General features: G+C 35.7%; 21 protein-coding genes. 16 read left to right on the plus strand and 5 right to left on the minus strand.

Going from position 1 to position 19,055, the window contains the following annotated elements; translation table 11 throughout:
- The first annotated feature begins 32 nt into the window (after positions 1-32).
- The 6 genes from purD (at position 33) to tsf (ending at position 5,216) form a co-directional block, all read left to right on the plus strand.
- Positions 33-1,295, plus strand: a complete 1,263-nt coding sequence (purD, locus tag WEEVI_RS07905) for a phosphoribosylamine--glycine ligase (protein ID WP_013598625.1) — start codon at positions 33-35, stop codon at positions 1,293-1,295.
- Between the two features lie 163 nt (positions 1,296-1,458).
- Positions 1,459-2,319 carry a fumarylacetoacetate hydrolase family protein gene (locus WEEVI_RS07910; RefSeq protein ID WP_013598626.1) on the plus strand — a complete coding sequence of 287 codons (861 nt, stop codon included), beginning with the start codon at positions 1,459-1,461 and terminating at the stop codon, positions 2,317-2,319.
- A 224-nt stretch (positions 2,320-2,543) separates the two neighbouring features.
- Complete coding sequence (gene rplM, locus WEEVI_RS07915; protein WP_013598627.1) at positions 2,544-2,999, plus strand: 50S ribosomal protein L13; 456 nt, start codon at positions 2,544-2,546, stop codon at positions 2,997-2,999.
- 8 nt (positions 3,000-3,007) lie between these two features.
- Positions 3,008-3,394, plus strand: coding sequence for a 30S ribosomal protein S9 (gene rpsI / locus WEEVI_RS07920; RefSeq protein WP_013598628.1), 387 nt, complete (start codon positions 3,008-3,010; stop codon positions 3,392-3,394).
- A gap of 127 nt (positions 3,395-3,521) precedes the next feature.
- The gene (rpsB, locus tag WEEVI_RS07925) at positions 3,522-4,271 is read left to right on the plus strand and encodes a 30S ribosomal protein S2 (protein WP_013598629.1); all 750 of its coding nucleotides are present in this window, start codon (positions 3,522-3,524) and stop codon (positions 4,269-4,271) included.
- Positions 4,272-4,391: 120 nt separating this feature from the next.
- Entirely contained in the window at positions 4,392-5,216 is an 825-nt protein-coding gene (gene tsf / locus WEEVI_RS07930; protein ID WP_013598630.1) for a translation elongation factor Ts, read from the plus strand.
- Positions 5,217-5,320: 104 nt separating this feature from the next.
- On the opposite strand, the gene WEEVI_RS07935 is transcribed toward tsf, so the two are convergent.
- From WEEVI_RS07935 to truA, 4 genes are all read right to left on the minus strand, one after another.
- Positions 5,321-6,265, minus strand: a complete 945-nt coding sequence (locus WEEVI_RS07935; protein ID WP_013598631.1) for a hydrogen peroxide-inducible genes activator — start codon at positions 6,263-6,265, stop codon at positions 5,321-5,323.
- A 129-nt stretch (positions 6,266-6,394) separates the two neighbouring features.
- Positions 6,395-6,811: a hypothetical protein gene (locus WEEVI_RS07940; protein ID WP_013598632.1), complete on the minus strand. Its 417-nt coding sequence runs from the start codon at positions 6,809-6,811 to the stop codon at positions 6,395-6,397.
- Positions 6,812-6,885: 74 nt separating this feature from the next.
- A complete protein-coding gene (locus WEEVI_RS07945) occupies positions 6,886-8,649 on the minus strand; it encodes an ABC transporter ATP-binding protein (RefSeq protein ID WP_013598633.1) in 1,764 nt (587 codons plus the stop codon).
- Positions 8,646-9,392, minus strand: coding sequence for a tRNA pseudouridine(38-40) synthase TruA (gene truA / locus WEEVI_RS07950; RefSeq protein ID WP_013598634.1), 747 nt, complete (start codon positions 9,390-9,392; stop codon positions 8,646-8,648). Before truA ends, WEEVI_RS07945 begins: the two co-directional genes overlap by 4 nt.
- 36 nt (positions 9,393-9,428) lie before the next feature.
- On the opposite strand from truA, the gene WEEVI_RS07955 reads away from it, so the two are divergent.
- Positions 9,429-9,920: a metallophosphoesterase family protein gene (locus WEEVI_RS07955; RefSeq protein ID WP_041942316.1), complete on the plus strand. Its 492-nt coding sequence runs from the start codon at positions 9,429-9,431 to the stop codon at positions 9,918-9,920.
- A 161-nt stretch (positions 9,921-10,081) separates the two neighbouring features.
- Here WEEVI_RS07955 and WEEVI_RS07960 read toward each other — a convergent pair whose 3' ends face one another.
- Positions 10,082-11,320 carry an NAD(P)/FAD-dependent oxidoreductase gene (locus tag WEEVI_RS07960; RefSeq protein ID WP_013598636.1) on the minus strand — a complete coding sequence of 413 codons (1,239 nt, stop codon included), beginning with the start codon at positions 11,318-11,320 and terminating at the stop codon, positions 10,082-10,084.
- A gap of 143 nt (positions 11,321-11,463) precedes the next feature.
- Between WEEVI_RS07960 and flxA the strand changes: the two genes are divergently transcribed.
- Genes flxA through WEEVI_RS08005 form a run of 9 tightly spaced genes read left to right on the plus strand, consistent with a single transcriptional unit; the run spans position 11,464 to position 19,030 of the window.
- Complete coding sequence (gene flxA, locus WEEVI_RS07965) at positions 11,464-12,966, plus strand: flexirubin biosynthesis tyrosine ammonia-lyase FlxA (protein WP_041942317.1); 1,503 nt, start codon at positions 11,464-11,466, stop codon at positions 12,964-12,966.
- Position 12,967: 1 nt separating this feature from the next.
- A complete protein-coding gene (gene flxB / locus WEEVI_RS07970) occupies positions 12,968-13,702 on the plus strand; it encodes a flexirubin biosynthesis SDR family reductase FlxB (protein ID WP_013598638.1) in 735 nt (244 codons plus the stop codon).
- 12 nt (positions 13,703-13,714) lie between these two features.
- Entirely contained in the window at positions 13,715-14,938 is a 1,224-nt protein-coding gene (locus WEEVI_RS07975) for a beta-ketoacyl-[acyl-carrier-protein] synthase family protein (protein WP_013598639.1), read from the plus strand.
- A gap of 8 nt (positions 14,939-14,946) precedes the next feature.
- On the plus strand, positions 14,947-15,201 hold the full coding sequence (locus WEEVI_RS07980) for a phosphopantetheine-binding protein (protein WP_013598640.1): 255 nt from the start codon (positions 14,947-14,949) through the stop codon (positions 15,199-15,201).
- Positions 15,201-16,079 (plus strand): lysophospholipid acyltransferase family protein, encoded by an 879-nt coding sequence (locus WEEVI_RS07985; RefSeq protein ID WP_013598641.1) that lies wholly within the window; start codon positions 15,201-15,203, stop codon positions 16,077-16,079. The genes WEEVI_RS07980 and WEEVI_RS07985 overlap by 1 nt, the downstream gene beginning before the upstream one ends.
- Before the next feature lie 9 nt (positions 16,080-16,088).
- Positions 16,089-17,006: a hypothetical protein gene (locus WEEVI_RS07990; protein ID WP_013598642.1), complete on the plus strand. Its 918-nt coding sequence runs from the start codon at positions 16,089-16,091 to the stop codon at positions 17,004-17,006.
- Entirely contained in the window at positions 17,003-18,139 is a 1,137-nt protein-coding gene (darB, locus tag WEEVI_RS07995) for a dialkylresorcinol biosynthesis protein DarB (protein ID WP_115042217.1), read from the plus strand. Before WEEVI_RS07990 ends, darB begins: the two co-directional genes overlap by 4 nt.
- Positions 18,140-18,154: 15 nt before the next feature.
- Positions 18,155-18,586 carry a hotdog family protein gene (locus WEEVI_RS08000; RefSeq protein WP_013598644.1) on the plus strand — a complete coding sequence of 144 codons (432 nt, stop codon included), beginning with the start codon at positions 18,155-18,157 and terminating at the stop codon, positions 18,584-18,586.
- A complete protein-coding gene (locus WEEVI_RS08005; protein WP_013598645.1) occupies positions 18,587-19,030 on the plus strand; it encodes a hotdog family protein in 444 nt (147 codons plus the stop codon).
- Positions 19,031-19,055 lie beyond the last annotated feature (25 nt).

The raw sequence follows: 19,055 nt of genomic DNA on the forward strand, positions 1-19,055 counted from the left end.
TCGCTACCTAACTATAAATAAGAAAACAAACAATGAGTACAAAAATTTTAATTGTAGGAAGTGGTGGGCGAGAACATGCAATTGGTTGGAAGTTCGCTGAAGATTTTAAACGTAAACAGGAAAAAGTAGACTTGTTTTTCGTACCTGGAAATGCAGGTACAGCAAAATTAGGTGAAAATATCGCACTGAATTCTATTACAGAAATGAAAGATTTTGCTCTAGAAAATAAGATAGATCTCACCTTTGTTGGTCCAGAAGCCGAGTTAGCAGAAGGTATAGTAGACCTCTTTCAGGCGAATCATCTACCAATTTTTGGCCCACATAGAGAAGCAGCCAAGTTAGAATCTTCCAAAGCTTTTGCAAAAGATTTTATGCATAAATATGGCGTAAAAACAGCTGAATATAAAGTTTTCCAAGGACCGATGTTGGCTATCGAATATTTAGAAAAAGCAAGCTTCCCAATTGTTATAAAAGCATCTGGTTTGGCCGCAGGAAAAGGCGTGATTATTTGTCAAGATTTTGACCAAGCCAAAAAAGCTGTTCTAGAAATTATGGAAGACAAAACCTTTGGTGATGCAGGAAATGAAGTTGTAATTGAAGAATATTTGGAAGGATTCGAAGCATCGATACTTTCTTTTTTCAATGGGAAAACCATTATTCCCTTTATATCTGCCAAAGATCATAAAAAAATAGGTGAAGGAGAAACCGGGCTCAACACCGGAGGTATGGGAGCAATCGCACCGAACCCCTTATTTACCGAAGCACATTATCAAGCATTTCTAGAGGATGTTTTGGAGCCAACAAAATGTGGGTTAATCAAAGAAGGTCTGAGGTTTTCGGGTGTCATTTTCTTTGGTCTGATGATTACTACAAAAGGAGTTTATCTCTTAGAGTATAATTTACGAATGGGAGATCCAGAAACACAAACAACTTTGCCATTACTAGAAAATGATTTGTATGATGTAGTGCAAAAAACTATTAAAAACGAAGAGTTTACGCTGGAGTTTAGCGCTCAACACAGTTGTTGTGTAGTGATGGTTTCGGGAGGATATCCTGGTAATTACGAGAAAGGTTACCCAATAAGAGGATTGGATCAGGTAACTTGCCCAACGTTTATTGCAGGAGCGAAACTGTCGCAACAAGAAATTCTAACCTCTGGAGGACGTGTGCTTAATGTCGTTGGGATAGGAAAGTCGTTAGAAGAAGCAAGAAAAACAGCTTACGAGAATGTAGCAAAAATACACTTCGACTACGAATATTATAGAAATGATATCGGTGAGATAAAAAAGAAGTAATTTTTATCTACCTATTATATCATACAAAAAAGCGACTATTTAGTCGCTTTTTTTCGATAGTTGTTTTTTGTTTAATCTCCTAAAATACAGAAAAGAAGAAAAACTAGAAAATCAAATTTTTCATAAAACCGTATATTTGTGTCCGGAAAAATAAAATAGTAGAATGAAGTTAATACGTTTTGGAAAAATAGGAGAAGAGAAATCTGGCGTCGTAATCGATGAAATAAGGTACGATGTTTCTGGTTCTGGAATTGTGTATGATGAAGAGTTTTTTGGATCAGAAGAGAAAAGAGCAGTATTAGAAAAATACATCGAAGAAAATAGAAACACTTTGCAAGTAGTGTCGAATGAAGAGCGGTTAGGGCCACCTATGGTACGACCAGGAAAAATTGTATGCGTTGGATTGAATTTTGAAGACCATGTAAAAGAAACAGGATTAGAACAACAGCCAGAGCCGATTATGTTTCTCAAAGCCAATCAATCTTTTTGTGGTCCGCAAGACGGCATTATGCAACCAAACGGTTCTACCAAAATGGATTGGGAAACAGAATTAGCTGTAATAATTGGTAAGAAAGCCAACAACGTAAACGAAGAAGAAGCGATGGATTATGTATACGGCTATGCATTGATGAATGATATTTCGGAGCGTGCATTTCAGACCGATCGCGGTGGTACTTGGGATAAAGGAAAAGGGTGTGATACTTTTGCACCGCTCGGGCCATGGATTGTGACAAAAGATGAGGTAGATGATGTGGATAATATAGGATTGTGGCTAAAACTAAATGGTGAAATGATGCAAGACGGGAATACACGCGATTTCATTTATCGGATTCCGAAATTAATTGCTTATCTAAGTCAATTCCTGTCATTCATGCCCGGAGATATTTTATCTACTGGCTCACCTGCAGGCTCGGGAATGGGTAAAGAACCGCAAATTTGGCTAAAGCCTGGTGATATTATCGAGTATGGAGGGGATTATTTAGGTAGTACCACACAGACTATTCTTCCTTTTAGTAAAGACTAGAACAAAAAAACTTGTTTCTTCAACAATTTCTGTAGTAATCCTTTAGCCAAAGGATGAGGTTTTTGTTTTGATGAATCATTTATTATCTTCACAGGATTACTTAGAAATTAAAAATAAATAGATAAAAATCAAAATCCTTTTTGCAATCCGAAAAGGATTTTGTACATTTGCACCCCGATCATAGTGTCGGTAATTAAGTAGAATATTAAAAATCAATCAAGAGAGTGGACACGTTAAGTTACAAAACTACATCAGCCAACAAAGAGACTGCCCAAAAAGAATGGGTAGTGGTGGACGCTTCTGGCCATAATTTAGGTCGCCTGTCATCAGGAATAGCGAAGCTCCTAAGAGGGAAACACAAAACCAATTTTACCCCACATGCAGACTGTGGAGATTACGTTATTGTGTTGAATGCAGACAAAGTTGAATTGTCTGGAAATAAATGGGAGGATAAATTATATATCCGTCACACAGGTTATCCAGGAGGGCAAAGATCATTAACTGCAACAGAGTTGTTTAATAAGGATCCTAAACGTCTTATCGATAAATCTGTAAAAGGAATGTTGCCGAAAAATAAACTAGGTGCAGCATTATTGAAAAATTTGCACATTTTCGTGGGAGAAGAGCATACACATCAAGCTCAAAAGCCAAAGAAAATTGATATTAACCAATACTTATAATTAAATCCATGGCAATAGTTCATAAAATAGGACGTAGAAAAAAATCTGTAGCCCGTGTTTATTTGCAAGAAGGGACAGGAGAGATTTATATCAACGGACGTACTTTAGAAGATTATTTTGGTACAGATGTTTTACGTTACAAAGTAGAGCAACCATTTCTAATCACAGGTACAAAAGACAAATATAACGTAGATGTTAAAGTATTTGGAGGTGGTACCACTGGACAAGCAGAGGCAATTCGTTTGGCAATTTCACGTGCATTATGTGAGATAGACTCAGAATTTCGTTTAGAGTTGAAGCCAGAAGGGTTATTAACTCGCGATCCACGTATGGTAGAGCGTAAAAAATACGGACAGAAGAAAGCTCGTAAGAAATTCCAATTCTCTAAACGTTAATCAATTATTTAAATTATTAAAAAAATCCATTTTCCGTTGGTTTAGCATCTAAACAATTAAGGCAATTTATATACCCACTTAATTGTTGCTTGTTGAGAAAACGGAACGTAAACTATCAAATAAGAAAATGGCAAAAATAAATGTAAAAGACCTATTGAATGCAGGTGTGCATTTTGGTCACTTAACCAGAAAATGGAATCCACACATGGCTCCTTATATCTTTATGGAGAAAAATGGTATCCATATTATCGATCTTCACAAAACTGCAGTGAAGTTAGATGAAGCTTCGGAAGCATTGGGGAAAATCGCAGCATCAGGACGTAAAATTCTATTCGTTGCAACCAAAAAACAAGCAAAAGATGTAGTTGCTAAACATGCAGAAGAAGTAAACATGCCGTATATTACAGAACGTTGGCCTGGAGGTATGTTGACAAACTTTGTAACGATCCGTAAAGCAGTTAAAAAAATGAACTCTATTGACCGTATGAAAAAAGACGGTACTTTCGAAACTTTATCGAAAAAAGAAAGATTGCAAGTAGATCGTCAGCGTGCTAAGTTAGAGAAAAACTTAGGTTCTATCGCAGACATGACACGTCTACCTTCTGCAGTATTTGTAGTAGATATTGTACGTGAACATATTGCAATTGCAGAAGCTAAAAAATTAGGTATTCCAGTATTTGCGATGGTGGATACTAATACCGATCCGCGAATTGTAGATTACGCAATTCCTGCAAACGATGATGCTTCTAAATCTATTGATATTATTTTATCTACTGTAGCAGAATCTATCAAAACTGGTTTATCTACCCGTAAAGCAGAAAAAGAAAAAGCGAAAGAAGATAAAGAAGAAGGAGTAGAAAAAACACAAGAAGCTTAACATTTATTTGATGATTAAGTCATCGATATAGTATAAAATTGTAGCTCCTACGTTTTCGGATGTATGAGCTACTTTTGTTTCAGACTACATAAGAAATACTAATAAACTAAAAAAACAATTATGAGCTATAAAGCAACAGCCTCTGAGGTAAGTAAATTAAGAAATGCGACAGGAGCAGGAATGATGGACTCTAAAAAAGCTTTGGAAGAAGCTGGTGGAGATTTTGACAAAGCTGTAGAAATTCTACGTAAAAAAGGTCAGAAAGTTGCTGCAAACAGAGCAGACCGCGAATCTACAGAAGGTGCAGTAATCGCTAAAGTTAACGCAGCACACAACAAAGGGGTAATTATTGCACTAAACTGTGAAACTGACTTCGTTGCGAAAAACGAAGACTTCGTAAAATTAGCTAATGAATTAGCAGAATTAGCTTTAGATTACAACACAAAAGAAGAATTGTTAAAAGCACCTTATGCAGGCATCACTGTAGAAGAGAAATTAACAGAACAAACTGGAGTAATCGGTGAGAAAATCGAAATCGGAAACTTCCAAACAATCGAAGGATCATCTCTTAACGCTTATATCCATGCAGGTAATCGTATCGCAGCAGTAGTAGCTCTTTCTGGCGAATACGATGGTGCGAAAGAAGTTGCCTATGATGTTGCAATGCAAGTTGCTGCAATGAATCCAGTAGCATTGGATGAAACCCAAGTTGCTCAATCGATTATAGATACTGAATTGAATATCGCTCGAGAACAATTAAAAGCAGAAGGGAAACCAGAAAACATGATCGAAAATATTGCAAAAGGGAAACTACAAAAATTCTTCAAAGAAAACACATTGGTTCATCAAGCATCAATCAAAGATGGGAAAGTAGCAGTACAAGATGTTGTAAAAGCAGTTAACCCAGACCTGAAAGTAACAGGATTTATCCGTTACTCAATCTAATAATCGAAAAGAAATTAGTCAACATAAAACAATCCGGTCAAAGTGTTTTTGACCGGATTGTTTTTTCTATATGGTCTATACTTTAATATTTCCGGTACGATAAATTACTTTGGCAAACTTACAGTAGCATGACTTTCGTTGGTTTGTTCTAAAAATATTTTTCCACGCAAAATACTCTGAATTGTTTTTATCAACTCCTCTTCAAAAGAATCCCTCAATTGAGATTGGTGGTAAATCAAACTTACTTCTCTCGTTGGAATTGGATTTTCGAATTGACGTAAATTTTTTCGCAATTTTTTCGGTAATTCTTCTGCCACCAAAGCAGGTAAAAGCGTCATTCCATATCCTTCGTTTGCTAATTTTATCAATGCGTCAAAACTACCACTTTCTAGTTTAACGGGACGTTGCTTTATTTTAGAGGCTTCGCATAAAGATAAAACATTATCACGGAAACAGTGCCCTTCTTGCAAGATGAGCAAATCTGCAGATTCTAAATCGGTTTCTACTATTTTTTCCTGGCTTGTCAAACGATGTCCTTCAGGGATATACGCAACCAATGGCTCGTAATATAAAGTTTTTTCGATAATTTGATCTTCGTGTAAAGGCGAAACGACAATCCCAAAATCCAATGAACCGTCTTTGATTCCTTTGATGATTTTTTCGGTTTTGAATTCTTTGATTATCAAATTCGATTTTGGATGTTTTTTCTCAAAAGTTTTATAGAACAACGGAACCAAGGTAGGCAATATTGTTGGTATTACACCAATCACAAAATCACCTTCTAACAGACCTTTTTCTTCATTCACCAAATGCTTCATACGATTAGCTTCCATCAAGATTGTTTTGGCTTGTTGTACTATTTTCTCACCAATTTGGGTGATTTTTATCGGATGGGAAGTGCGATCGAAAATCTCTACATTGAGCTCTTTCTCTAGTTTCTGAATTTGCATGCTAAGAGTTGGTTGAGTAACAAATGATTTGTCAGCTGCTACAGTAAAGTTTTTATACTCTGCCACTGCCAATACATATTGTAATTGCACTAATGTCATAAAGATTTTTTTGATATGTTATCTTAGTAAATATATGAGTTTTTTTGGTAAAAAAATGAGAATAAAATAGCCGTTCCTTTTTAAGAAAGAAACGGCTAAAATCTAAATTTCTAAAAAAATAGAAATAAATTATTTATTAAGATTTTTTTGTAATTCAGCTGCCCAATCTTGTAACTTTTTTGCATCTTCTGGGGTGAGTTTTTGTGCAATTTCTGCCATTTCTTTAGAGAAATCTACAGCTTTAGCTTGTAATTCTGTTAGCTTTGTAGCATCACCAGAAGTAGCAGCTACTTTTAGTTCTTGTACGTAAGCTGCGTATTTGTCTGCAAATGCTTTTGCCTCTGGAGAGGTGAAAGCTGGCATTGCTGCTAAAGTTTCTAAGTTATTGTCAATCTCAGTTTTTACTGTTTCTGTTGCGTCATTTGTTGTTTCAGCTATTACCTCTTGTGTATCTTTAATGTTTTCTACTTTTTTTTCTGTTTCACTTTTGCATGAGGTAAAACCAATCATTCCTAATACGGCTAATCCTAAAATTGTTTTTTTCATTTGTCTGATTTTTTTAAATGTTTTTTATAGTTTTTCAAAGGTAAAGAATTGATCACAATAAATTATGTATTTTTTTAATTTTCTTCATCAATAAATTGAACTTCATACAATTGATGATAAAAACCATGCTGTGCTAGTAATTCTTCGTGAGTACCACTCTCAACAATCATTCCATTATCCATTACTAGAATTTTATCTGCATTTTTTATGGTCGCTAATCGATGTGCAATTATTATCGATGTTCTATTTTCTGTGAGTTTCTCAGTGGCTTTTTGGATCATCTTTTCAGAGGCGGTATCTATCGAAGAGGTTGCTTCATCCAAAACTAAAACCTCTGGGTTATATATATATGCACGTAAAAAAGAAATCAACTGTCGTTGCCCAACAGAAAGTGTACTTCCACGCTCGCTTACTTCTGTAAAATAACCTTTGGGTAATTTGGTAATGAACTGATGAATACCAATTATTTTAGCGGCTTGTTCTACTTCTTCTAAGGTGATTTCTTTATTACCCAATACGATATTGTCGTATATAGTAGAATTGAAAAGGAAGACATCTTGCAAAACAACAGCTACATGTTGACGTAAGTTATGGATATCTAAATCGTAAATATTATGATTATCGATAAAAATCTCTCCAGAATCTATATCATAGAAACGGCTTAATAAGTTGATAATTGTTGATTTTCCAGCACCAGTTGATCCAACAATTGCAATAGTTTCACCTGGCTGTGTCGTAAAAGAAATACCTTTTATTACTGGATTGTTCGGCACATAAGAAAACTTAACATTACGGAATTCTATTTTCCCGTCGATATGATCGAGCTGTATAGTTCCTTTGTTCGGCAAGCTTTCATCTGAATCTAAAATTTTGAAAACCCGAGCAGCTCCTACCAGCCCTCGCTGAATAGAATTGAAGCGTTCTGCGATTTGTCTCATCGGTTGCGTTAACATCGTTGTGAAGGATATAAATGCAATAATATCGCCAACCGTAACATCTCCATGAATTGCGGTTCGTAATCCTCCAAACCAAATCATCGACCCGATAGCCGTTGCCGAAACAATATCGACCACAGGAAAAAGAAGAGAGAAATAGAAAACTGTTTTCAGGTAAGTACCCTTTAATTGATTGTTTATGCTTACAAATTTTTTATACTCACGCTTTTCACGGTTGAATAGTTGAATGATATTCATCCCGGTTAATCTTTCTTGTACAAAAGAATTGAGATTTGCCGTATAAGTTCTTTCAGCATGGTATACGTTTTTCAGGGCTTTCTGAAATAGACGTGTAATAATCATCATTAAAGGGAGGATGAGTATCACGACGGTTGCCAATGTCCAATTCATATAGTACATCATACCAACAATGAAGATAATTCGTAAAAAATCTCCTAATATGACGAGGATTCCATCATTGAAAACTTCGGCAATTGTTTCTATGTCCGATACCGAGCGCGTTACCAAAACTCCGTTCGGTGTTCGATCGAAATAACCAAGCCTGAAGGTCAGTAAATGATTGTATAATTTTACCCGTAAGTAGCGAATTACTTTTTGGGCAACAACATTGGCCAAATAAATCAAAAAAAACTGCAGAAAGCCTTCTAATAAAAGAGTACCACCAATTAGCATAAGATGTTTTTGTAGCCCAACTGCATCATAATTCACTATGTATTGGTCAATTGCGACACCAGTGAGATATGGGCGGTATATAGAAACCGCAGAGCTAAGAACCGCAATGGCAACAACCGATAAGAATAAACATTTAGATTGTAGGCCGATACTGATAACACGCTTTAGACCTTGGAAATCGAAAGATGAACTGTCTAGTTTGTCGCTCATAATATAAAGAGGTTTTCAGGATAAAGAACTTCTACCAAAAAAAGGCCTTGTGGAGGGGCAGAAGCAGCTGCAAATTTACGGTCTTTTTTATCAATTATGTTGTTAAAATCGGACGGAGTTATTTTTCCCAAGCCAACTTCTACTAATGTCCCCACGATGGCGCGCACCATGTTGCGTAAAAAACGATCGGCTGTAATCTCGAAACAAAAAAAATCTTTCTCGATCTGGATCCACTCTGCTCGATAAACCGTACAAATATTGGTTTTTACGTCGGTGTGTAATTTTGCAAAACTTCCAAAATCTGCTTTTTTTATCAAGTATTTTGCAGCTTCGTTCATTTTTTCTATATCCAATGGTTTTCGTATTTGCCAAGAAGTTGTCGTAGTAAATGGATTTTTTTGGGTATAAATATGGTAGTGATAGGTTCTTTTCACCGCATCGAAACGTGCATGTGCTTCTGGAGCCACACAATGAATAGAAGTAACGCTTATATCTTCGGGCAAAAAGGAGTTTAGTCTACGGATAAAATCATCTGTCAAGCTTCCATCAAAGTCAAAATGTGCGTACATTTTCTTGGCGTGCACTCCGGTATCGGTTCGTCCGGCTCCTACAATATTAATTTCTTCTCGGAGCAAAGTCGATAAACAAAACTCAATTTTTTCTTGTACAGATAGTTGTTTTGGCTGTCGTTGCCATCCAAAATAGTTTTGTCCGTTGTAAGCTAATTCTAAGAAGTATCGCAATTGTTTATAAATTTGTTGATTCCAAAAATACAAATTTTGAAAAAGATTCTCCTACTATCCGATACTCATTCTTATATCGATGACCGAATTCTTGCTTATGCTTCGCAGGTTGATGAGGTGTGGCATGCAGGAGATATAGGGCAAGAAAATGTTATTAATCAATTAGAACAAAAAGCCTTTGTGCGAGCTGTATACGGGAATATCGATGATCAGTTGATTAGACAATCTTGGCCCGAAAATCAACTTTTTACCTTAGAAGGTGTTACAGTTTTGATGACACACATTGGCGGATATCCTAATAAGTACACGGCAAGAGTAAAAAAAATGCTGACTGATCATCGACCAGATCTCTATATTTGTGGACATTCTCATATACTGAAAGTAATGTATGATAAGAAGTTGCGCTTGTTGCATATGAATCCAGGTGCTGCTGGTAAACATGGTTTCCAACGAGTGAGAACGATGTTGCGGTTTGATTTGAGGGACTCTAAAATAGAAAATTTAGAAGTCATAGAATTCGATTCGTAAACTTATCTAATTTTTCTCCAACTATTTTGTTTGATAGTTTGTTTATCAAGATATCAGAATAAAATTAGTACAACCAAATAGTTGGTTTTATAGAATTTCTTACCAAAAAAATGAAAATTAGGATGAGAAATAGACAATCTATTTTTTATCAAAACAGCTTACTACTGATTCATTTCGATAAGATAAGCCATGTTTCTAATAACAGACTGATGTTTTTTAACAAATGGATTTTCTTTGTTCCAGACATATCCTGCCAAAACTGAACAAATTTTCTCCTTGACATCTAAGTTTTCTGGCCGGAAAAAGAAAAGAGTTTGTAGATTTCCTGTGTACCATTCTCGCACGTAGGTAGAAAAAACATCGATCCCGAATTTCATGTATTCTTCATATTCTACTGCCCAATTTACAGCTTCTCCATTGAGTTCTTTGTAGATTAACTCTGCTGCTAATGCACCAGACTCTGTAGCAAAACATACGCCTGAAGAAAAAATTGGATCTAAAAATTCGGTACTATTACCGGTGAGAATATAGCCATCGCCAAACATTTTTTTGACAGAAGTAGAGTAGTTTTTTAATATTTTTGGTTCGAACAGAAAATCTACCTCAGAAAAACGATTTCGATAAAAGGGTGAACGTTGAATTCCGGTTTTTAAAGCTCCCTCAAGATTCTCGCTATGCTTGATTAAATCCTCTACATAAGCAGTTTTTCCTACCAGACCTATACTCGTATTACCATTGGAAAACGGTATCACCCATAACCAAACCTCACGCTCGATTACGTCAAACGTAATTTGAGTGCCTTCTCTCCCGATTGGTCTATTTTTTTCGTAAGTATGCGAAAAAATTGCCGAATGCGGACTCAGTGTAGAATCATCATGTAGATTTAGCAGTCGAGGTAAAACTCTCCCATAACCACTTGCATCTATGATATATTTAGATCGAATGATAGACTCTGTATTGTCTTTGTTTTTTATTATCGTTAGGCAATTTCCTTTGTTAGGTTCGACGGCTATAACTTCCGTCTCGAACGCAATGTTAACTCCTTTTCTTTGTAATTCATCGGTAATAGCTTTATCAAAATCAGCACGCGGTATTTGCCATGTCCAATCCCACCCCGTACCAAATTTTTTACTAAAATCAAACTCACAAATCAACTCATCTCTCACAAATCGAGCACCACTTTTCACCTGAAAGTTATATTTTTTTAGGGGTTCTAGAAGTCCGGCTTCATCGAAACGATCCATCGATCGAGGCAATAAGCTTTCGCCGACAACTAAACGTGGAAATTTCATTTTTTCAACAACTTTTACCGAGATGTTTCCTTTGTGTAAATAGGCCGCAGCAATGCTTCCTGCAGGGCCGGCACCAATTATTACTACATCCACCTCTTCTTGTTTCATAATTAACTTTTATAGTGTTAAAAAAATACTAATTTTGTAGCCATTTATTTACCTAATCAAAACATGTCAAAGGTAAACAAATTGCTTAAAATAATATAATATAGAACCTGTTTGAGATAATGGAATTATCAGAAAATATTCAAATGAATTTAGCAGAATTAAAATCGATTGTTTTTGGTAAAAAACAGGTTGACATAGAACCAACTGTTCAGCATAAAATACAAGAAAGTTTTCGATTTTTAGAGAATTTTATTCACGACAAAGTAATTTATGGTGTGAACACAGGTTTCGGTCCGATGGCGCAATATCGTATAGGCGAAAAAGATCGTAAACAACTGCAATACAATCTTATTCGGAGTCATGCAACCGGAGTTGGACAACCCTTGTCGCTAGAAATGGTGCGGGCAGCAGTTTTAGCAAGATTCAATACCTTATCTTTGGGTTATTCGGGTGTGCATCCATCTGTTTTAGATTTAATGAAAACGATGCTGAACCGCTCGATTTATCCTGTTATTTTCTCGCACGGAGGAGTAGGAGCTAGCGGTGATTTGGTTCAATTAGCACATCTAGCTTTGGCAATGATTGGTGAAGGAGAAGTTTGGTACAAAGGTGAACGTCATCCTACCGAAATTGTTTTTCGTGAAGAAAAAATCGAACCCTTGAAGATTTATATTCGCGAGGGATTGAGTATTATGAACGGGACTTCGGTAATGGCAGGAATCGGTTTGGTAAACATATATTACGCTGAAAAATTAATGCGTTTAAGTTGTGTTGCCTCTAGTATGATCAATGAATTGGTTTGCAGTTATGATGATCATTTTTCTGTAGAATTGAATGCGGCAAAACTCCACAAAGGACAGCGTTATATTGCTAAACAAATGAGAAATTTCTTACAAGATAGTTCTCTAATACGTTCACGAAAAGAGTATTTATACAAAGCAGCAAAAGAAGAAATTTTTAAAGAGAAAGTACAAGAATATTATTCGTTGCGTTGTGTTCCTCAAATTCTCGGTCCCGTACAAGAAATGATTTGGAGTGCAGAACAAACCATCGAAAAAGAAATCAACTCGGCAAGTGATAATCCCATTGTAGATTTAGCAAGTAAGCAGGTGTATCACGGAGGTAATTTCCATGGCGATTATATTGCATTTGAGATGGATAAATTGAAGTTGGGGATTACAAAATTATGTATGCTCGCAGAACGTCAGTTAAACTATCTACTCAACTCTAAAATCAATGAACTACTTCCACCATTTGTTAATTCTGGTAAGTTAGGTTTCAATTTTGGAATGCAAGGAGCGCAATTTACAGCAACCTCTACAACAGCCGAAAATCAGACCTTATCAACATCAATGTATATACATTCGATTCCTAACAATAACGATAATCAAGATGTTGTGAGTATGGGTGCAAATGCAGCTTTGTTGTGTAATCAAGTAATAGAGAATAGTTTCGAGGTTCTCTCTGTGCATTTCATGACCATTGTACAAGCAATCGAAGTTCGAGGATGTTTAGAACAAATCAATCCAAATTCGAAAAAAATATTCGATTCGATTCGGAAAATATTTCCAGCAACCCAACAAGATGTTGTGCTATATCCTTATATTAAGGAAGTGAAAGATTTTTTAAAATCGAACAATTTCTAAGATGAAAAAAACAGTTTTAGTAACGGGAGGATCGCGCGGAATAGGTCGTGCAATTTGCGTACAGTTGGCTCAAGATTTAGATTTTCATGTGCTTATTAATTATCATTCTAATAAAGACGCAGCCATGTCTGTTGCAAAGGAAATAGAAGCGTTGGGGAAAACAGCAGAAATTCTACCGTTCGATGTAAGCAGTCGAGCAGCCGTGCAAGAGGCATTAACAAACTGGAAAGTCTCTCACCCAGAATATAGAGTAGAGGCAATAGTAAATAATGCCGGAATTACAAAAGATGGCCTTTTTATGTGGATGGATGAAAAAGATTGGCATTCGGTAATTTCAACAAGTTTAGATGGTTTTTATCATGTCACTCAATTTTTTATACAAGATATGCTCCGTCAACGTTTTGGTAGAATAGTAAATATTGTGTCGGTTTCCGGACTCAAAGGAAATCCTGGTCAGACAAATTATGCTGCAGCAAAAGGAGGGGTAATAGCTGCCACAAAATCTTTGGCACAAGAAGTTGGAAAAAGAAATATTACAGTCAATGCAGTAGCACCTGGATATATCGAAAGTGATATGACTGCCGAAATGAACCAAACAGAACTGAAAAAGCATATTCCACTCAACCGGTTTGGGCAAGCCAAAGAAGTGGCCGATTTAGTTAGTTTTTTGGTATCGGAAAAAGCTGCCTATATCACCGGAGAGGTAATCAATATAAATGGTGGATTATATACATAAATAATTGGTAGAATGGAAAATAGAGTTGTAATCACAGGAATGGGAATTTATTCTTGTTTAGGAACTTCGCTCGATGAGGTTACCGAGTCTTTACGAAAAGGAAAATCGGGGATTGTATACGATGAAGAAAGAAAGGAATATGGTTTCAAATCTGCCCTAACAGGAAAAGTACCAACCCCAGATCTGAAAAATATACTCAACAGAAGACAAAGAATTACCATTGGCGAAGAAACCGAGTATGCCTATATGTCGACCATTCAGGCATTGGAACAAGCCAACATTTCGCACGCTTACTTACAAGAAAACGAAGTCGGAATCCTCTTCGGTAATGATAGCGTTTCACGAGCAGTGATCGAGGCAACCGATATTGTACGCGAGAAAAAAGATACAACCCTAATCGGGTCGGGTGCAATTTTCAAATCGATGAATTCTACCGTTACCATGAATCTTTCTACTTTGTTTCAGTTAAAAGGTGTCAATATGACAATAAGTGCTGCTTGTGCAAGTGGTTCACATGCAGTAGGTTTGGCTTATCTTATGATCAAAGGAGGATTGCAAGATATGGTGATTTGTGGTGGGGCCCAAGAGATCAATAAATATGCGATGGCTAGTTTCGATGGTTTAGGCGTTTTTTCCAACTCAGAAGATCAACCCACCAAAGCATCACGACCGTTCGATAAAAATCGAGACGGATTAGTACCAAGTGGAGGTGCTGCAACGTTGATTTTAGAAAGTTTAGCGTCTGCCCTGAAAAGAGACGTCCCAATACTGGCAGAAGTCGTTGGGTATGGATTCTCATCGAATGGCGGGCATATCTCTACACCCAATGTAGATGGACCTATGTTAGCGATGCAAAAAGCGCTAAAACAGGCTAATTTATCAGCCGATGAAATAAGCTATATCAATGCACATGCAACATCTACACCTGTTGGGGATAGTAACGAAGCACAAGCGATTTATAATCTATTTGGAAAGAAACCCTATGTAACATCTACAAAGTCGATGACCGGACATGAATGTTGGATGGCTGGAGCAAGCGAAATTGTGTATTCTAATTTAATGATGTTGAATAACTTTATCGCTCCTAACATAAATTTTGAAGAACCTGATGAAGTCTCGGCTCAATTAAATATTCCGAATCAAATTGTACATAAAGAATTTGATGTATATTTGTCGAACTCTTTTGGTTTCGGAGGTACAAACTCTGCATTAATCATAAAGAAATATAAAATTTAATGCAAAGAATGGTGAATACAGACATTTCAGTAAAGATTAATGAAATATTAATGGAGGAATTTGAAGTAGAAGCAAATGCTATTTCAAAGGAGAAAAATATCAAAGAAACATTAGACTTAGATAGTTTGGATTATGTTGATTTGGTGGTAATTATCGAATCTAACTTTGGAGTGAAATTGGTCAAAGAAGACTTCTTGAGTATGATAACCTTTGAGGATTTTTATACCATCATTCAACAAAAAATAGACGAAAATAAAGCGTAATGACCCAATGGGAAGGAAAATCGAAGGGGACTTTACTTGGGTATAAAATTTTTGTATACAGTATAAAAAAATTAGGCATACGGACAGCGTATATAGTTCTTTTGTTCGTTGCTTTCTATTACTTCTTGTTTGCTTGGTCGAGCAATCGAGTGATGTATAATTATTTTCGGAAAAGACAAAACTTTTCTATTTCACGATCAATTGTTGGTATCTATAAAAATTATTACATATTTGGGCAAACTCTACTCGATAAAGCCACAATATCTATGGGGTTCCGCAATTGGTTTACGTATGATTTTGATGGAATCGAAATTCTGAAATCTCTTATAAAAGAAAAAAAAGGAGGAATCTTAATTAGTGCACACGTCGGCAATTTCGAAATTGCAGAATATTTCCTAAACGATATCAATACCGATATTAATATCCATTTGGTTACCACCGATTTGGAGCGAGATGCAATAAAAAATTATATGGAACAGATTCGAGTGAAATCAACCATAAAATTTATTGTGATACAAAAAGATATGTCACACATTTACCAAATAACCGATACACTTTCTCGTAACGATTTGATTTGCTTTACAGGAGATCGTTTTTTTGAAGGAAACAAAACGCTCGAAGAAAATTTATTAGGCGGATTGGCACAATTTCCCGCAGGACCATTTTATATTGCATCACGCTTACATGTCCCAGTGGCTTTTGTATATGTGATGAAGGAACCCAATTTGCATTACCATTTATACACGAGAAAAGCAAATTTCAGGCACCGTGACGCACAGCAATTACTCAAAGAATATTGTGCAAGTGTAGAAGGTATCCTAAAAAAATATCCATATCAATGGTTTAATTATTTCGATTTTTGGAAATCTACCCGATAATAGTTTGGTATGAAAAAAGTATTGGTTATTTATTATTCGCAATCGGGGCAATTGAAAGATATAGCCAATTCGATAGCACAACCTCTGGTAAATGATACAACCATTGAAGTAGATTTTTATCCTATCAAGATGAGAAAAGACTTTCCTTTTCCGTGGGATAAAGAAAGTTTTTTTGGAGTTTTTCCCGATTCATTTGGGCAAATACCGCATGAGATTTTAGCACCTCCTACCGAAATTCTTCATCAGAAATATGATCTTATTTTATTGCATTATCAGGTTTGGTATTTATCTCCTTCTATTCCAGTTAATTCTTTCCTACAATCCATATACGCAGAACAACTTCTAAAAAACACAAAGGTGATTACCGTAAGTGGTAGCCGAAATATGTGGGTATATGCACAAGAGAAAATGAAGAAAATTCTTCTAGCCCAAAAAGCACATTTGGTAGGAAATATCGCCCTTACGGATAGAAATATAAATTTAATCAGTGTAGTTACCGTAGTCGATTGGATGTTTACTGGTCTTAAAAGAAAAGCATACGGAGTTTTTCCTTTGCCCGGTGTTAGCAAAAAAGAAATTTACCAAGCCCGAAAGTTTGGCGAAATAATCCGGAATGCTTTGCAGAATGACAATTTAAATGAAATACAAACCAAATTAGTTGCAGCAGGTGCCGTAGAAATTAGATGGTTTTTGGTATCAATGGATAAAAAAGCTAATCGGTTGTTTGCTGTTTGGATAAAGATTTTTAGAGCAAATCCTACTAAGAAATCCCTTCTAATCAAACTCTTTAATATATATTTGTTGATAGTGATTTGGTTCGTATCCCCGATCGTACATCTCATAGAAACGCTTTTCTATCCATTTTTTATTGGCAAGAAAAGACAACAAAAAAAATATTATCAAGGAATCAATCTATCAGAATGTTGAACAATGTCTATATAACACGTAGCGCAAAATTTCTACCTAATAAAGCAATTTCCAATGATGAAATGGAAGATTATTTAGGGCAAATTAATCAACTTCCCTCCAAAGCAAGAAGAGTTGTTTTGAGAAATAATGGTATAATAAAAAGATATTATGTAGTCGATAAACAACAAAATATACACTACACAAATGCAGAACTAACCGCTAAAGCAATAGGAAAATTGTTTGATGATCAGGTGGTTATGCAAGATGTGCAGGTTTTGTCTGTTGGTACATCCACGCCAGATCAGTTGTTGCCATCTCACGCATCGATGGTGCATGGATTACTAAAAAATCCTTCGGTAGAATTAAACTCTTCTAGCGGCATTTGTTGTTCTGGGATGAATGCTCTGAAATTTGCTTATCTATCTGTTTTGTCTGGCACGGCCAAAAATGCAGTAAGTTCTGGATCAGAATGTGTTTCTCCATGGATGTTGAGTAAACGATTCGATCAAGAGATAGAAAACATAAAAGAACTTGATCAACAACCGATTATAGCTTTTCGTAAAGAATTTTTACGCTGGATGCTATCCGATGGAGCAGCTGCTTTTTTATTACAAAATAAACCCAATGAAAACGCTATTTCATTGAAAATAGAGTGGATGCAATCGTATTCTTATGCGCACGAAACAGAAGCTTGTATGTATGCGGGTGCAGAAAAAAACGAGGAAGGTGAATTGGTTCCATGGCAAAATTATTCTAATGAAGATTGGCTGAAAAAATCCATATTTAGTATCAAGCAAGATGTAAAAGTTTTAGATGAATTTATCCTAGTAAAAGGCGTTGAGAGTATGTTAGATGCTCTAAGAAAGCATCAGATTTCGGTAGACGATATCGATTATTTTTTACCACATATTTCATCAATGTATTTTAAGGATAAATTATACGATAGTTTCAAAAATGCCAATTTCGAGATACCATTCGATAAATGGTTTATTAATTTGGATAAAGTAGGGAATGTAGGAGCTGCATCGATTTATTTGATGGTCGAAGAACTCATGAATTCAGGGAAGTTGAAAATTGGGGATAAAATATTATTATCTGTACCAGAAAGTGGACGATTTTCTTACGCTTATGCTTATCTTACCGTTGTTTAATTAAAATATTTTTTTATGAATTTGCCCATCTGCAATGCAGAAATCATCAAAACATTTATCCCTCATCGTGAACCTATAATTATGGTAGATGTTTTGTACAAATATGCAGAAAAACAAGTTGTGGGAGGGTTGACCGTTGAAGAAAACAATCTTTTCTATAAAAATGGACATCTTGCAGAACCAGGCCTCATAGAGCATATGGCACAAACAGTAGCACTGCATACAGGTTACCAATACTATCTGATTGGTCAACCAGCTCCGACGGGTTATATTGGTACGATAAAAAATTTACATATCAATCGATTGCCAAAAGTCAAAGAAAAAATTGTAACAGAAGTAGAAATTCTACAAGAAGTAATGGGGGTTTCTTTGGTGAAGATTACATCAAATATCAACCAAGAATGCATAGCAATAGGAGAAATGAAAACCGTTTTAGCTCCTCTATAAATGAGCAACAGTCCGATACAAGAAGTTTCGCTTTTCTTGCCGCATAAAAAACCAATGTTATTGGTCGATCGAATTATTCGTTTAGATTTGGTTTCGGTAGAAACTGAATTTTATATTAGCGAGGATAATTTTTTTGTAGACGAAAACCACTTGTTAGAAACCGCCTTGATAGAACATTCTGCTCAAAGTTGTTCATGTGTTTTGGGACAAGAATATTATCAAAAAAAATACGGAATACAACCGAAAAGTTTTGGTTACATCAGTGCAATAAGAACATTTGTTGTTTATCAAATCCCAACCAAAAACCAAACTTTACACACCTCGGCAGAGATGATTTCTAAAACTTTGCTCAATGATTTTATTCTCTGTTCGCTGAAAGTTGCCTCGTATACAAAAGGTAATCTATGTTCAGAAGGGCAAATAAATCTGATTATTCAACTATAAAAACTTTCTTATTAGTTATAATCAA

This window comes from Weeksella virosa DSM 16922 (genome assembly GCF_000189415.1).
Classification (GTDB): Bacteria; Bacteroidota; Bacteroidia; order Flavobacteriales; family Weeksellaceae; genus Weeksella; species Weeksella virosa.

Coding starts and splice junctions, on each gene's coding strand:
- WEEVI_RS08005 (WP_013598645.1), top strand. CDS start 18,587: ATGAGCAACAGTCCGATACAAGAAGTTTCGCTTTTCTTGCCGCATAAA.
- WEEVI_RS07960 (WP_013598636.1), bottom strand. CDS start 11,320: ATGAAACAAGAAGAGGTGGATGTAGTAATAATTGGTGCCGGCCCTGCA.
- WEEVI_RS08000 (WP_013598644.1), top strand. CDS start 18,155: ATGAATTTGCCCATCTGCAATGCAGAAATCATCAAAACATTTATCCCT.
- rpsI (WP_013598628.1), top strand. CDS start 3,008: ATGGCAATAGTTCATAAAATAGGACGTAGAAAAAAATCTGTAGCCCGT.
- flxA (WP_041942317.1), top strand. CDS start 11,464: ATGAATTTAGCAGAATTAAAATCGATTGTTTTTGGTAAAAAACAGGTT.
- WEEVI_RS07985 (WP_013598641.1), top strand. CDS start 15,201: ATGACCCAATGGGAAGGAAAATCGAAGGGGACTTTACTTGGGTATAAA.
- tsf (WP_013598630.1), top strand. CDS start 4,392: ATGAGCTATAAAGCAACAGCCTCTGAGGTAAGTAAATTAAGAAATGCG.
- WEEVI_RS07975 (WP_013598639.1), top strand. CDS start 13,715: ATGGAAAATAGAGTTGTAATCACAGGAATGGGAATTTATTCTTGTTTA.
- WEEVI_RS07990 (WP_013598642.1), top strand. CDS start 16,089: ATGAAAAAAGTATTGGTTATTTATTATTCGCAATCGGGGCAATTGAAA.
- WEEVI_RS07945 (WP_013598633.1), bottom strand. CDS start 8,649: ATGAGCGACAAACTAGACAGTTCATCTTTCGATTTCCAAGGTCTAAAG.
- purD (WP_013598625.1), top strand. CDS start 33: ATGAGTACAAAAATTTTAATTGTAGGAAGTGGTGGGCGAGAACATGCA.
- WEEVI_RS07980 (WP_013598640.1), top strand. CDS start 14,947: ATGGTGAATACAGACATTTCAGTAAAGATTAATGAAATATTAATGGAG.
- WEEVI_RS07940 (WP_013598632.1), bottom strand. CDS start 6,811: ATGAAAAAAACAATTTTAGGATTAGCCGTATTAGGAATGATTGGTTTT.
- rpsB (WP_013598629.1), top strand. CDS start 3,522: ATGGCAAAAATAAATGTAAAAGACCTATTGAATGCAGGTGTGCATTTT.
- WEEVI_RS07935 (WP_013598631.1), bottom strand. CDS start 6,265: ATGACATTAGTGCAATTACAATATGTATTGGCAGTGGCAGAGTATAAA.
- flxB (WP_013598638.1), top strand. CDS start 12,968: ATGAAAAAAACAGTTTTAGTAACGGGAGGATCGCGCGGAATAGGTCGT.
- WEEVI_RS07910 (WP_013598626.1), top strand. CDS start 1,459: ATGAAGTTAATACGTTTTGGAAAAATAGGAGAAGAGAAATCTGGCGTC.